Consider the following 13,104-nt stretch of genomic DNA (forward strand, 5'->3'; position numbering starts at 1 on the left):
GGCCCGGGGACCGCGGTCCCCGGGCCCCTGCCACGGTCCCTTACGCCCCGCGCAGCTCGCCGATCAGCTCCCGCACGACCGCCGCCCCGTTCAGGGTCAGCACCGACTCCGGGTGGAACTGCACCCCGGCGAACCCCGGGCCCCGTACCGCGTGCACCTCCCCGTTCTCCGCCCGGCTCACCTCCACGTGGTGCGCGGCCAGCTTCCGGGCGGCCTCGTCGTCGCAGCGGGCCGTGAAGCTGTTGTAGAAGCCGACCGTCTCCGGCCGCCCGAACAGGTCGATCGTGGTCTGCGCCCCCTGGTACGGGACCTCCTTGCGGACGATCTCAAGACCCAGCTCCGCCGCGATCAGCTCATGGCCCAGGCAGACCCCGAGCACGCCGTACCGGTGCTCCCCGAGCACGGCGGCGGCCAGGTCCCGCAGGAGGCGCATCTTCGGGTCGGCCGGGTCGGACGGGTCGCCCGGACCCGGCCCCAGCACCACCGGACCCCGGTGCGCGAGCACGGCCTGCCGCAGCCCCGGCTCGTCGTAGCGCCGGACGGTCACCTCCAGCCCGCCGGAGCGCAGCACGTGCGCCAGCATCGCCGTGAAGGTGTCCTCGCCGTCGACGACGAGCGCATGCCCCGCGAGGGCCTCGGAACGCTCCTGCATCCGCAGCCAGAACGGGGCGAGGGAGGCCCGGCGCCCGTCCAGCGCGGCCCGCACCCGGGGGTCGTCGGCCAGCCGGGGGCGCCTGTGCTCCGTGCGCGGCGCGGACGGCCGTACCCCGAGGGCCGCGAGCACTCCCGCCGCCTTCGCGTGCGTCTCCGCCACCTCGCCGGCCGGATCCGAGCCGCGTACCAGCGTCGCGCCGACCGGGACGCGCAGCCGGCCGCCGGCGGCGATGTCGGCGGTGCGGATCAGGATGGGGGAGTCCAGCGTCTGGGCGCCGCCGGAGTCCCGCCCGAGCAGGGCCAGCGCGCCCGCGTAGTAGCCGCGCCCGCCGGCCTCGTGCCGTTCGATCACCCGGCACGCGTTCTGCACCGGCGACCCGGTGACCGTGGCCGCGAACATGGTCTCCCGCAGCACCTCCCGCGCGTCCAGGGAGGACTTCCCGCGCAGCTCGTACTCGGTGTGCGCGAGGTGCGCCATCTCCTTCAGGCGCGGCCCGACGACCACCCCGCCCATGTCGCCGACGGTGCACATCATCTTCAGTTCCTCGTCGACGACCATGGACAGCTCCTCGATCTCCTTGCCGTCGGCGAGGAAGGCCAGCAGATGCTCCGGCGTCGGCCCCCCGGCCGGATAGCGGTACGTCCCGCTGATCGGGTTCATCACGACGGTGCCCACCCGTCTCCCACCACCGCCCTCGGCCGAGGGCGCTTCGCGTTCGTCCCTTCCACCCGACATCCGTACGTGCACCTCGGGACTGGCACCGACCAGCGTGCGCTCCGGGGTGTGCACCAGGAACGTCCAGTACGCGCCCCGCTCGCCCTCCAGCAGGCGCCGGAACAACGCCAGCGCGTCCGCCCGCCCGAAGCCGGGGATATCGCCCTCGTACGTCCGCCGGATCACGAAGTTCGCGCCCTCGCCCCGGCCGATCTCCTCGCGCAGCACCCGCCCGACGATCTCGCCGTACTCCTCGTCGCCGATGTCGAAGCCCCCGCCCTCGACCCGCACCTCATGGCCGGGCAGCGATCGCAGGGCCTCGGTGAGCGGGATCTCGTACGACTCCTCGGGGGTCAGCACCAGCAGCGGGGTGCCGTCGTCCCGGACGTCGAAGCCGCGCTCGCGGATCTGCCGGAACGGGACGAGCGCCAGGCCCTCGTCGGGCAGGTCGGCCAGCTTGTCCCGGGCCGTGACGGGGCCGAGCAGCAGCTCCACCGGGTGCTCGTCCCGGCCCGGGGTGCGCCGGCGGAGCAGGGCGAAGGGACGGGGATCGGACAACAGGTCCTGCAGGTTCACGGGTGGGGCTCCTTCTCGGTCGTCTGTCCGACGGAGAGGAACGGCCCCGGGAAACGCCGAAGGCCGCCCCTCGGGCGGCCTTCGCGAAGTCTTGCGTACGCGCAGTCAGTGGGCCGCCGGATGAGCGGTCCACCACCAGTTCTGGATCGAAAGCGCGAACATGCCGGGAACCCTACCGCACCGGCCCGGTGTCCACGGGGCAATCAGTCCGTCTCATCCTTCGAGCCGGACGAAGAGGATGCGACACGACCCCGTAATGTTTGAGGGGTGACCGTGAACGCTAAGACCAGCGCGAGCGCTGGCAACACCTGGCGAGACCTGCCCGCGGCGCAGCAGCCCGAGTACCCCGACACCGAGGCTCTGCGCGCAGTGATCGCGGACCTCGAGTCGTATCCGCCGCTCGTCTTCGCGGGCGAGTGCGACCAGCTGCGCGCCCGGATGGCGGCCGTCGCCAAGGGAGAGGCGTTCCTCCTCCAGGGCGGCGACTGCGCCGAGGCCTTCGACGCGGTGTCCGCCGACCACATCCGCAACAAGCTCAAGACGCTGCTCCAGATGGGTGCCGTCCTGACCTACGCGGCCTCCGTGCCGGTGGTCAAGGTGGGCCGGATCGCCGGCCAGTACTCCAAGCCGCGCTCCAAGCCGACCGAGACCCGGGACGGCCTGACGCTGCCGACCTACCGCGGCGACTCCGTCAACGGCTTCGACTTCACCGAGGAAGCCCGCGTCCCGGACCCCGAGCGGCTGAAGCGCATGTACAACGCTTCGGCCTCCACGCTGAACCTGGTGCGCGCCTTCACCACCGGCGGCTACGCCGACCTGCGCCAGGTGCACGCCTGGAACCAGGACTTCGTGAAGTCCTCCCCGTCCGGGCAGCGCTACGAGCAGCTGGCGCGGGAGATCGACAGCGCGCTGAACTTCATGCGGGCCTGCGGCACCGACCCGGAGGAGTTCAAGACCGTCGAGTTCTTCTCCTCGCACGAGGCGCTGCTGCTGGACTACGAGTCCGCCCTGACCCGGGTCGACTCCCGCACCGGCAGGCTGTACGACGTCTCCGGGCACATGGTGTGGATCGGTGAGCGCACCCGGCAGCTGGACGGCGCGCACATCGAGTTCGCCTCGCGCATCCGCAACCCGATCGGCATCAAGCTCGGCCCGACCACCACGGCCGAGGAGGCGCTGCGGTACATCGACCGCCTCGACCCCGAGCGGGAGCCGGGGCGGCTGACCTTCATCGTCCGCATGGGCGCCGACAAGGTCCGCGACCGGCTCCCCGAGCTGGTCGAGAAGGTCACGGCGTCCGGCGCCACGGTGGCCTGGGTGACCGACCCGATGCACGGCAACACCTTCGAGGCGGCCTCCGGCCACAAGACCCGCCGCTTCGACGACGTGCTCGACGAGGTGAAGGGCTTCTTCGAGGTCCACAAGGGGCTCGGCACCCACCCGGGCGGCATTCACGTGGAGCTGACCGGCGACGACGTCACCGAGTGCGTGGGCGGCGGCGACGAGATCTTCGTCGACGACCTGCACCAGCGCTACGAGACGGCCTGCGACCCGCGCCTGAACCGCAGCCAGTCCCTCGACCTGGCGTTCCTCGTCGCGGAGATGTACCGGGACCAGTGAGTGATCTGGGGCGCGGATCACACCGGATCCGCGCCCCACGTACTTTTGCGCTCTCCACGCGATGGGTAAGGTTAGGTTTGCCTCACCGGGAAACGGGATGGCATGACAACGGCGATCCCGTCTGGAGGTGAATCCGCGTGTATGTCTGCAGCTGCTTCGGCGTCACCGAGGCCCAGGTCAAGCAGCACGCGGAGGACGGTGCCGGCACCCCCCGCCAGATAGCCTCCGCCTGCAAGGCGGGCACGGACTGCGGCGGCTGCGTACGGCGCATCCAGGCGCTGCTCGGCCGGGGCGCCTGCCCCCGCCGGGAACTGATCGACCGGCGCGCCCCGGCCCTCGACCGGCTGGACGACGCCGCCTGACACCCCGCCCGGTGCCGCCCTCCGCGGCGGCTCAGCGCGTGGAGAAGCCGCCGGTGCCCGGTCCGGACGGGTCGGGCTGGCTCTGCTCGATCACGGTCGACAGGTACAGCGCCTCACCGAGCTTGTCCACGAGTTCCAGCTGGGTGTCCAGGTAGTCGATGTGGTGCTCCTCGTCGGCCAGGATCGCCTCGAAGATGTTCGCCGACGTGATGTCGTCCTTCTCGCGCATGAGCTGGACGCCGCGGCGCAGCCGGTCGATGGCCTCGACCTCGATCTGCCGGTCGGCCCGGAGCATCTCGGCAACCGTCTGCCCGACCTGCACATGGAAGAGCCGCTGGTAGTTCGGCAGGCCGTCCAGCAGCAGGATGCGGTCGGTGAGGACCTCCGCGTGCCGCATCTCGTCGAACGACTCGGCCCGGGTGTACTGGGCGAGCTTCGTCCATCCCTTGTGGTCCTGCAGCTTGGCGTGCAGGAAGTACTGGTTGATCGCGGTCAGCTCGGCGGTCAGCTGCTCGTTGAGCAGTTCGATGACCTCGGGGTCGCCCTGCATCGCGATGGACTCCTTCAGATGGTCGAACCAGGTCGCCAGGGCCCGTCGTCACGTTCCCGTCCGCTCCTTCGGGCGACGGGAACGTGACGACAGGCGCTAGGTCGTGTCCGCACAGTCACGCCGCGACCCCCGCCCTGCGGGCGAACGACGCGACTTCGCGGACACGACCTAGCGCCGCATGATTTCACCGGCCGAGAAGATCGTCCAGTAAGTGCGTACTAATTATGTAAGTGGCGTTTTGAGAGCATTTGTCCGACCTGAGGGCGGGTGGTCAAGGGCACTGCCCGAGGTCTGTCAGGATGGATACATGGGTCATCCGGTGGAGCGAGCGTCTGGAGAAGCGGCAGGGTCCGAGCTTCCGCCGGGGCAGCGGCCGCAGCGTGGCTGGCCGGTCACGCACTACGGTCCGGTGCCGAAGTTCCGGCCCGAGCGCTGGGAGTTCCGGGTCTTCGGCGCCACCGCCGACGGCGACAAGCGCACCTGGGACCACGAGGAGTTCACCGCGCTGCCCTACACCACCGTGGTGGCCGATCTGCACTGCGTGACGAAGTACAGCATGACCGGCGCGGAGTGGGGCGGCGTCCCGGCCCGCGCGGTGCTGGACCTCGCCCCGCCCGCCGCGGACGTCACCCATGTGATGGTGTGGGCGGAGTACGGGTTCAGCTCCAACCTGCGGCTCGCGGACTTCGCCTCCGACCGCACGATCTTCGCCACCCACAAGGACGGCGAACTCCTCACCGCCGAACACGGCTTCCCGGTCCGCCTGATCGTCCCTCACCTCTACGCCTGGAAGGGCCCCAAGTGGGTCCGGGGCGTGGAGTACATGACCGCCGACCGCCGCGGCTTCTGGGAGGAGCGCGGCTACCACAACATCGGCGATCCCTGGAAGGAGCAGCGCTACTCCTACCAGGAGGAGCCCGGGGAGGGTCCCGAGCTCTGATCCTGGCGTCCGTGCCGGGTCAGTGGTGGTACTGGTGCACCACGGCGTGCCCCTTGCCCCGCCCGATCGTCCACTTGTTGACCGGGGTGGTCACGACGAAGGCGATCACCAGCGAGGCGGCCAGCGAGATCCAGAACAGCGAGTCGGCGAGCGTGGCGTCCATCGCGGCCGGCCAGACCAGGATCACCCCGTTGTCGATCAGCTCCATCACGGCGATGGACAGGGTGTCGGCGGCCAGGGCCACGCGGATCGCGGTCCGCAGGTCGACACCGGCCCGGAGAACCCCGCGCATGGTGAGCGAGTAGCCGAAGAAGAAGGCCAGGACGATCGCCAGCAGCGTGGTCGGCAGGTTCCCCCAGCCGGCCGCGGTACCGATGACCATGCCGAGCACCTCGCCGATGGCGCAGCCGGTGAGGCAGTGCAGGGTGGCCTGCGCGGCCATCGTCCAGCTTGCCGGGCCGTGGCCGTGGACGGATCCGTGGTCGTGCCCGGATTCGTGGTCGTGGCCCTGGCCGTGCTGCTGGCGGTGCCCGGTGTGTGCCGTGTGCTCCATGGGGTCCCCCAATGCCGAACGGACGGTTCCTGCGACCAGGAGAACCACATACCCCCTAGGGGTATTCCGCTCAGGCTCAGGAATCCCGGAGTTTCTTCAGCCTCTCCACGTCCGCCGAGTGCCCTTCCTTGCCGCCGGGAGTCTCGATGACGAGCGGCACGCCCGCCGTCGCCGGGTGGTTCATCAGCGCGCGGAACGGGTCCTCGCCGATGTGACCGGCGCCGATGTTCTCGTGCCGGTCCTTGTGCGCGCCGGCCACGTCCTTGGAGTCGTTGGCGTGGATCAGCTTCAGCCGGCCCTCGCCGACGGTGCCGACCAGCAGATCGAGGGTCTGGTGCATGCCGCTGGGGCCGGTCAGGTCGTGCCCGGCGGCGAAGATGTGACAGGTGTCCAGGCAGACGCCGAGCTTCGGATGGGCGTCCAGCGCCTCGAAGTACGGCCCGAAGTCCCAGGTGCGCGAGCACAGCGAGGCGCCCTGCCCAGCGGTCGACTCCAGCAGCAGGAACGGGTCGTCGTCGTGGGTCAGCTCGTCCAGCAGCGGCAGCAGGTGGGCGCGTACCTGCTTCAGCGCCACCTCGCGCGTCCGCCCGCCGGTCGCGCTGCCGGTGTGCACCACCACGCCCAGCGCCCCTATCTCACGCCCGCGCCGCAGCGAGTGCCTGAGCGACTCCGCCGAGCGCTCCACGGTCGCCTCGGTGTGCGAGCCGAAGTTGATCAGATAGGGGGCGTGCACATACGCCGGGACCGACTGCGCGGCGCACGCCTCGCGGAACGCCTCGTCCTGCCGCGGGTTCCCGGCCGGTGTGGCCCAGCCGCGCGGGTTGGCGACGAAGACCTGCACGGTCTCGGCCTTCAGTTCGCGGGCGTAGGACAGCCCCACCGAGTGCAGACCGCCGGCCACCGGAACGTGACCGCCGATCGGGTTGCGGGCGGGGCCGGAGAGGGGCGGGGCGGCGGCACGGGACGGCTGAGATGTCACCCGTTCAGGGTGTCATGACGTCCGCCGCCGCCGGGCCGCGGTCCCCGGTGACCCCGCTCACCGGGTCAGCGGATGGTGATCGTGATCGTCGACCCCTTGGGCGCCTTCTCGCCCGCGTCCACCGACTGCTCCTTCACGGTGTCGCCGAACAGCCCGAGCAGGCCCCGGTCCTTGCTCACCTGGAAACCGGCGGCCTCCAGACGCTGCGTGGCGTCGTCCACACTCGACCCGACCACGTCCGGCACCCTCACCATCTCCGGGCCCTTGGACAGGGTCAGCGTCACCGTGTCGCCCTCGGCGGCCTGGCTGTCGGCCTTCGGGGTCTGCCGGGCCACCTGGCCCTTGTCGTACTCGGAGTTGACCTGCTGCGCGGAGATCCTCACCTTCAGCCCCGCGTCCTCCAGGTCCTGCCGGGCGCTGTCCGGGTCCTCGCCGGAGACGTCCGGCACGTCGACCGGGTTGCCCTTGCTGACCAGGAGCGCGATCGCCGAGCCCGCGTGCCGCTTGATGCCCGGCTCCGGGTCGGTGCTGATCACCGAGCCCCGATCCACGCCGTCGCTGAAGGCACGGTTGACCATGCCCGGCTCCAGCCCGGCCGACCTCAGCCGCGAGCGCGCCTCGGCCAGCGGCACCCCGCGCAGGTCGGGCACCTTCACGATCTCCGGGCCCCGGGAGATGACGAGGCTCACGGAGCCGTTGCCCCGGATGCGGGACCCGGCCGTCGGATCGGAGCTGATGACCGTGCCGCTGCCGACCGTGTCGTTGTACTCGCGCTTGATCTCCTTGACGTGGAGCCCGGACGACTTCAGCCGCGCCGTCGCCTGCTCCTCGGTCTTGGCCAGCAGCGGCGGGACCTTGGTGAACTGCCCGGAGTTGATGTACCAGACCCCCGCGCCCACGCCGAGGACCACCAGCACGGCGGCGACGAGGGCGGCGAGCCGGCGTCCCGGCCGGAGCGGCGCCCGCCGTTCGGGCACCGGCGGGCTCTGCAGCCGGCTGGTGTGCTGGACGTCCATCGGACCCTCGTCCTCGTTGACGGGCAGCGGCCGGGGCACGGTCAGCGAGCGCGGGATCACGCTCGTACGGTCCCCGGCGTTGTCGTGCTCCGCGGACAGCGCCTGCGGCGGCACGGCGTCCAGCTGACCGGCGCTGAGCCCGGCACGGGCCCGCAGCACCTGGCCGAGCAGCGCCGCGGCGTCGTCCGGCCGGAGGTCCGGGGTGCGCGCGGTGGCCGAGGCGACCAGCACGTCCAGGTCCGGCGGCAGCCCCGGCACGAGCGCGGAGGGCGGCGGCACGTCCTCGTGGATGTGCTTGTACAGAATCTGCGCGGGGGAGTCCCCGGAGTGCGGCTTGCCGCCGGTCAGCATCTCGTAGAGGACGACACCGCAGGCGTACACGTCGACGCGCGGGTCGGCGGTGCCCTGCTCCATCTGCTCGGGGGCGAGATACGACACGGTCCCGAGGACGGCGCCGGTGGTGCTGGTCACCGTGTCCACCGACCGCACCAGCCCGAAGTCGGCGACCTTGACCCGCCCGTCGTCGCCTATCAGCACGTTCTCGGGCTTCATGTCCCGGTGCACGAACCCGGCCCGGTGCGCGGCGCCGAGCGCGGCCAGCACCGGCTCCAGGATGTCCAGCGCCGCCCGGGGCTGCAGCGCCCCCCGCTCGCGCAGCACGTCCCGCAGCGTGCACCCGGCGACGTACTCCATCGCCAGATACACGTACGACGCGTCGGTGCCCTGGTCGAAGACCTGCACCACGTTGGGGTGGGCGAGCCGGGCGACCGACTTGGCCTCGCGGATGAACCGGTCCACGAACGCCCCGTCGGCCGCCAGGGCCGGGTGCATCACCTTGAGCGCGAGCACGCGGTCCAGGCGGGTGTCCAGGGCCCGGTAGACCGTGGCCATCCCGCCGACGGCGATCCGCGCGTCGACGCGATAGCGTCCGTCGAGCACCTGCCCGACGAGCGGGTCCTGAAGGGTCGTATCCACGCAGGCGAGTGTACGAGGACCGACGGACACCGCCGCACGCTGCGCCGTTCCGGTGACGGACTGCAGCAGACCTGTGACTGTCCCCGGGGGGAACCACGCCCTACGGGCGGTCGACGGGAGTTTGACGACCGGCCCGGAACGCGGGCCGCTCGGGGTCCAGGTCGGCGCGGCCCCCGGTGGGGGAGGAGGCCTCGGCGAAGTGCCGGCGCGGGATCCGGCCCGCCAGCCGGGCCAGCCGCCCCGCCTCCACCGCGTGCCTCATCGCCGCGGCCATCGTCTCGGGCCGCTGGGCCCGGGTCACGGCGGAGGCGAGCATCACACCGGCGCAGCCCAGCTCCATCGCCAGGGCGACGTCCGAGGCCGTACCGGCGCCCGCGTCCAGGATCACCGGCACGCGCGCGTGTTCCACGATGAGCTGGAAGTTGTGCGGGTTGCGGATCCCGAGCCCGGAGCCGATCGGGGAGCCCAGCGGCATCACCGCCGCACAGCCCACGTCCTCCAGCTTCCGCGCCAGCACGGGATCGTCGTTGGTGTACGGCAGCACCGTGAACCCGTCGTCCACCAGCGTCTCCGCCGCGTCCAGCAGCTCCACCGGGTCCGGCAGCAGGGTGCGCTCGTCGGCGATGACCTCCAGCTTCACCAGGTCGGTGCCCAGCGCCTCGCGTGCCATCCGGGCCGTCAGCACGGCCTCCCCGGCGGTGAAGCAGCCCGCGGTGTTCGGCAGCACCCGGATGCCCAGCTTCTCCAGCACCGACAGCACCGAGCCGTGCACCCCGGGATCGACCCGCCGCATCGCCACCGTGGTCAGCTCAGTGCCGGAGGCGACCAGCGCGCGCTCCAGCACGTCCAGGCTGGGCGCGCCGCCGGTGCCCATGATCAGCCGGGACCCGAAGGGCACCCCGCCCACCACGAAGGGATCGTCGGTCATGGTCAGCCTCCCTGGACGGCGGTGAGTACCTCGACACGGTCGCCGTCGAGGAGCGCGGTGGCCGCCCACCGCGCGCGCGGTACGACGGTCTCGTTGACGGCCGCGGCCACCCCGGAGGGCGCCGCGGTCAGGGTCTTCACCAGCGCGTCCAGCGCGGTGCCCGGGGCGATCTCCCGGCGTTCGCCGTTGACCGAGACACAGATGCTCATGCGGGCTGCTCCACGAGTACGGCGCCGAAGCGCTCCGGGGTGAACGGACGGGCCGCCTCCGGCAGCTCGCCGCCGGCCAGCAGCTCGGCCATGACGTCCCCGGTGACCGGCGTGAGCAGCACACCGTTGCGGTAGTGCCCGGTGGCCAGCAGCAGCCCGTCGAGCCCGGACGGGCCGAGCAGCGGGGCGTTGTCGGGGGAGCCGGGGCGCAGACCGGCCCGGGTCTCGGTGAGGGGCAGCTCGGTGATCCCGGGCACCAGCTCATGGGCGTCGCGCAGCAGCTCGTACACGCCCCCCGCGGTCACCGTGGTGTCCCAGCCCAGCTCCTCGCTGGTCGCGCCGACGACCAGCTCGCCGTTCTCCCGGGGCACCAGGTAGACCTGGCTGCCGCGCACCACGGCCCGCACGGTGCGGCTCAGGAACGGCGCGTACCGCCGGGGCACGGTCAGCCGCAGCACCTGCCCCTTCACCGGCCGCACCGGGGGCAGCAGATCGTCCGGGACGCCCGCGAGACGCCCGCTGAGGCTGCCCCCGGCGAGCACCACCCGTCCCGCGCCCAGCCGGGTGCCGTCCGCGGCGGTGACCCCGGCGGCCCGGCCCCCGGCGACGTCGAGCCGCTCGGCCCAGCAGCGGTGGAACACCACCCCGGCCCGTTCGCACGCCTCCACCAGGGCGGACGCCAGCCGTCGTGGGTCGATCTGGTGGTCGCCGTCGACCCGCAGCCCGCCCCGCACCCCGGGCGCGAGCATGGGTTCGAGGCGCCGGCACTCCCGCCCCGACAGCCACACGGAGTCGAGCCCCGAGCGCCGCTGCAGGGCGTGCAGCTCCCGCAGATGGGCGCGGTCGTCCGAGTCGAGCGCCACGGCGAGCGTGCCGCAGCGCCGGTAACCCAGGTCACGACCCGTCAGTTCGGTCAGCTCGGCCGCGAAGTCCGGGTAGCGGCGGGCCGATTCCAGGTTGAGGGCGAGCAGCCTCTCCTCGCCGTAGTGCAGTTCGGTGACCGCGGCCAGCATTCCCGCCGCGACCCGCGCGGCCCCGCCGCCGGGCTCGGGGTCCACCACGGCCGTGGCGAGCCCGCGCTGCGCGGCGCGCCAGGCCGTGACCAGGCCGATGATCCCGCCCCCGATGACGAGGACGTCGGACGTACGTGACGGCATGGGCGTCCAGCCCCTCCCTTCGCCGGCATGACCCGGATCAGGTTCGTACGGTCGGAGGCCGCCAGCCTCCCTCTCAGCCCGGTGCGTCCGGGCTCCCGCGAGTGCTTGTACCGTGGCCACCCTAGCCCTCGGCGCCCCGACCTCGTAAGGAGCCCCGCCCCATGGCCCGCCCGCCCGTCTCCCCCCACCGACCTCGAGGGAGGGGCTGCGCCCCGCCCTGCAGATCTCTCGACGGGCTCGTCCTCGCCCCGGTGGCGGACCAGGCCCCGGGTCAGGTGGGTACGCGCACCCGCTTCGCCTACCACGAGCAGGACGGCGAGATCTGGGCCGAGTACGCGGGCGGCGACGTGGTGCGCGGCCACCTGGTCGGCACCCGGGAGGGTGACCGGCTGGACTTCCGGTACGTGCAGCTCAAGCGGGACGGGACCACCTCCTCGGGACACTGCGTGTCGGCGGTCGTGGAACTGCCCGACGGGCGGGTGCGGCTGGAGGAGACCTGGGAGTGGGAGTCGCAAGCGGGCGCCGGGACCAGCGTTGTGGAGCAGGTCACCGAGCACGCCCACTGACTGACGTTCCGTCAGTTGTCTAAGGTGATCGGGTGAGCGAGCAGACAGCACAGCAGGGCACGCCGCGGCGGCGCGTGGTGGTCGCCGGCGCGGGCATGGCCGGGGTGCAGACCGCGGTGGCCCTGCGGGAACAGGGCTTCACGGGCACCGTCACCCTGATCGGCGCCGAGCCCCACCAGCCCTACGACCGGCCGCCGCTGTCCAAGGCCGTACTCCTCGGCACGGCCGAGGGCTCCGCCTTCGACGTGGACTTCGAGTCCCTCGGCATCGAACTCAGGCTCGGCTGCGAGGCGCTGGGCGTGCGCCCCGCCGACCACGAGCTGGACACCGAGGCCGGTCCCGTGCCGTACGACGTCCTGGTCCTCGCCACCGGCGCCGAACCGATCACGCTGCCCGGCACCGAGGGCGTGCCCGGCGTGCATCTGCTGCGCACCCTGGACGACGCCGAACGGCTGCGGCCGGTGCTGGCCCGGCAGCACGACATCGTGGTCGTCGGCGCCGGCTGGATCGGCGCCGAGTTCGCCACCGCCGCCCGCGAGGCCGGCTGCGCCGTGACCGTCGTGGAGGCCGCCGGCCGGCCGCTCGCCGGCGCGCTGCCCGCCGAGGTCGCCGCACCCATGACCTCCTGGTACGCCGACAGCGGCGCCGAACTGCGCACCGACGCGCGCGTGGAGCGCGTGGAGCCCGGCGCGGTGCTGCTCGACGACGGCACCCGGCTGCCCGCGGACGCCGTCGTGGTCGGCATCGGCGCCCGCCCCGCCACCGCCTGGCTGGCCGGCTCCGGTATCGAGCTGGGCGCGCACGGCGAGGTCCTGGCCGACGACCGGTTGCGCGCCTCCGCCGAGGACGTGTACGCCGTCGGCGACTGCGCCTCCTTCCCGTCCGCCCGCTACGGCGCCCGGCTGCTGGTCCACCACTGGGACAACGCCCTGCAGGGGCCGCGCACGGTCGCCGCGAACATCCTCGGCGAGATCCCCGCGGTCTACGACCCGGTGCCGTACTTCTGGTCGGAGCAGTTCGGCCGGTTCGTCCAGTACGCGGGTCACCACGCCGCCGCCGACCGCATGGTGTGGCGCGGCCGGCCGGAGGGCCCGGCCTGGTCCGTCTGCTGGCTGCGCGAGGACCGGCTGGTGGCCCTGCTGGCCGTGGGCCGGCCCCGCGACCTGGCCCAGGGCCGGCGGCTGATCGAGGCGGGCCGCCGCATGGACCCCGAGGCCCTGGCCGACCCGGCGAGGCCCCTGAAGAACGCCACCCTCGACTAGCGGGGTGTCCCCCCACGCGGACCGGCCTGGCTTCCGACTGTC

Annotated in this window: 14 protein-coding genes and 1 riboswitch; of the genes, 5 read left to right on the forward strand and 9 right to left on the reverse strand. The window is 72.6% G+C overall.

Going from position 1 to position 13,104, the window contains the following annotated elements:
• Positions 1-40 precede the first annotated feature (40 nt).
• Together ACFVVO_RS20950 and ACFVVO_RS20955 are read right to left on the reverse strand one after the other, a co-directional pair.
• The gene (locus ACFVVO_RS20950; protein WP_390056895.1) at positions 41-1,945 is read right to left on the reverse strand and encodes an anthranilate synthase family protein; all 1,905 of its coding nucleotides are present in this window, start codon (positions 1,943-1,945) and stop codon (positions 41-43) included.
• A gap of 105 nt (positions 1,946-2,050) precedes the next feature.
• The gene (locus tag ACFVVO_RS20955; protein WP_115913573.1) at positions 2,051-2,107 is read right to left on the reverse strand and encodes a trp operon leader peptide; all 57 of its coding nucleotides are present in this window, start codon (positions 2,105-2,107) and stop codon (positions 2,051-2,053) included.
• A 105-nt stretch (positions 2,108-2,212) separates the two neighbouring features.
• Here ACFVVO_RS20955 and ACFVVO_RS20960 point away from each other — a divergent pair, with 105 nt between their 5' ends.
• Together ACFVVO_RS20960 and ACFVVO_RS20965 are read left to right on the forward strand one after the other, a co-directional pair.
• Positions 2,213-3,565, forward strand: a complete 1,353-nt coding sequence (locus tag ACFVVO_RS20960) for a class II 3-deoxy-7-phosphoheptulonate synthase (protein ID WP_390056897.1) — start codon at positions 2,213-2,215, stop codon at positions 3,563-3,565.
• 137 nt (positions 3,566-3,702) lie between these two features.
• Positions 3,703-3,927, forward strand: a complete 225-nt coding sequence (locus ACFVVO_RS20965) for a bacterioferritin-associated ferredoxin (protein WP_390056898.1) — start codon at positions 3,703-3,705, stop codon at positions 3,925-3,927.
• Between the two features lie 31 nt (positions 3,928-3,958).
• On the opposite strand, the gene bfr is transcribed toward ACFVVO_RS20965, so the two are convergent.
• A complete protein-coding gene (bfr, locus tag ACFVVO_RS20970) occupies positions 3,959-4,477 on the reverse strand; it encodes a bacterioferritin (protein WP_390056900.1) in 519 nt (172 codons plus the stop codon).
• 307 nt (positions 4,478-4,784) lie between these two features.
• Here bfr and ACFVVO_RS20975 point away from each other — a divergent pair, with 307 nt between their 5' ends.
• On the forward strand, positions 4,785-5,417 hold the full coding sequence (locus tag ACFVVO_RS20975) for a sulfite oxidase-like oxidoreductase (RefSeq protein WP_390056901.1): 633 nt from the start codon (positions 4,785-4,787) through the stop codon (positions 5,415-5,417).
• Between the two features lie 19 nt (positions 5,418-5,436).
• On the opposite strand, the gene ACFVVO_RS20980 is transcribed toward ACFVVO_RS20975, so the two are convergent.
• From ACFVVO_RS20980 to thiO, 6 genes are all read right to left on the reverse strand, one after another.
• The gene (locus ACFVVO_RS20980; protein ID WP_390056903.1) at positions 5,437-5,970 is read right to left on the reverse strand and encodes a DUF4396 domain-containing protein; all 534 of its coding nucleotides are present in this window, start codon (positions 5,968-5,970) and stop codon (positions 5,437-5,439) included.
• Between the two features lie 76 nt (positions 5,971-6,046).
• Complete coding sequence (locus tag ACFVVO_RS20985) at positions 6,047-6,949, reverse strand: deoxyribonuclease IV (RefSeq protein WP_390056904.1); 903 nt, start codon at positions 6,947-6,949, stop codon at positions 6,047-6,049.
• A 65-nt stretch (positions 6,950-7,014) separates the two neighbouring features.
• Positions 7,015-8,940 (reverse strand): Stk1 family PASTA domain-containing Ser/Thr kinase, encoded by a 1,926-nt coding sequence (pknB, locus tag ACFVVO_RS20990; RefSeq protein WP_390056905.1) that lies wholly within the window; start codon positions 8,938-8,940, stop codon positions 7,015-7,017.
• A 100-nt stretch (positions 8,941-9,040) separates the two neighbouring features.
• Complete coding sequence (locus ACFVVO_RS20995; RefSeq protein WP_390056907.1) at positions 9,041-9,868, reverse strand: thiazole synthase; 828 nt, start codon at positions 9,866-9,868, stop codon at positions 9,041-9,043.
• Between the two features lie 2 nt (positions 9,869-9,870).
• Positions 9,871-10,071 (reverse strand): sulfur carrier protein ThiS, encoded by a 201-nt coding sequence (gene thiS, locus ACFVVO_RS21000; protein ID WP_390057402.1) that lies wholly within the window; start codon positions 10,069-10,071, stop codon positions 9,871-9,873.
• Positions 10,072-10,073: 2 nt separating this feature from the next.
• A complete protein-coding gene (gene thiO / locus ACFVVO_RS21005; protein ID WP_390056908.1) occupies positions 10,074-11,234 on the reverse strand; it encodes a glycine oxidase ThiO in 1,161 nt (386 codons plus the stop codon).
• A riboswitch (TPP riboswitch) is annotated at positions 11,232-11,343 on the reverse strand. Its footprint overlaps the gene before it by 3 nt.
• A gap of 52 nt (positions 11,344-11,395) precedes the next feature.
• Here thiO and ACFVVO_RS21010 point away from each other — a divergent pair.
• Positions 11,396-11,800 carry a hypothetical protein gene (locus ACFVVO_RS21010; RefSeq protein ID WP_390056910.1) on the forward strand — a complete coding sequence of 135 codons (405 nt, stop codon included), beginning with the start codon at positions 11,396-11,398 and terminating at the stop codon, positions 11,798-11,800.
• A 32-nt stretch (positions 11,801-11,832) separates the two neighbouring features.
• Positions 11,833-13,062: an NAD(P)/FAD-dependent oxidoreductase gene (locus ACFVVO_RS21015; protein ID WP_390056912.1), complete on the forward strand. Its 1,230-nt coding sequence runs from the start codon at positions 11,833-11,835 to the stop codon at positions 13,060-13,062.
• Positions 13,063-13,104 lie beyond the last annotated feature (42 nt).

It is taken from the genome of Streptomyces sp. NPDC058145, from assembly GCF_042884245.1.
GTDB lineage: Bacteria > Actinomycetota > Actinomycetes > Streptomycetales > Streptomycetaceae > Streptomyces.

What these genes read in the sequence shown, in the direction of transcription:
- ACFVVO_RS20975 (WP_390056901.1), top strand. Translation starts at nt 4,785, where the DNA reads ATGGGTCATCCGGTGGAGCGAGCGTCTGGAGAAGCGGCAGGGTCCGAG.
- ACFVVO_RS21010 (WP_390056910.1), top strand. Translation starts at nt 11,396, where the DNA reads ATGGCCCGCCCGCCCGTCTCCCCCCACCGACCTCGAGGGAGGGGCTGC.
- ACFVVO_RS20980 (WP_390056903.1), bottom strand. Translation starts at nt 5,970, where the DNA reads ATGGAGCACACGGCACACACCGGGCACCGCCAGCAGCACGGCCAGGGC.
- bfr (WP_390056900.1), bottom strand. Translation starts at nt 4,477, where the DNA reads ATGCAGGGCGACCCCGAGGTCATCGAACTGCTCAACGAGCAGCTGACC.
- thiO (WP_390056908.1), bottom strand. Translation starts at nt 11,234, where the DNA reads ATGCCGTCACGTACGTCCGACGTCCTCGTCATCGGGGGCGGGATCATC.
- ACFVVO_RS20995 (WP_390056907.1), bottom strand. Translation starts at nt 9,868, where the DNA reads ATGACCGACGATCCCTTCGTGGTGGGCGGGGTGCCCTTCGGGTCCCGG.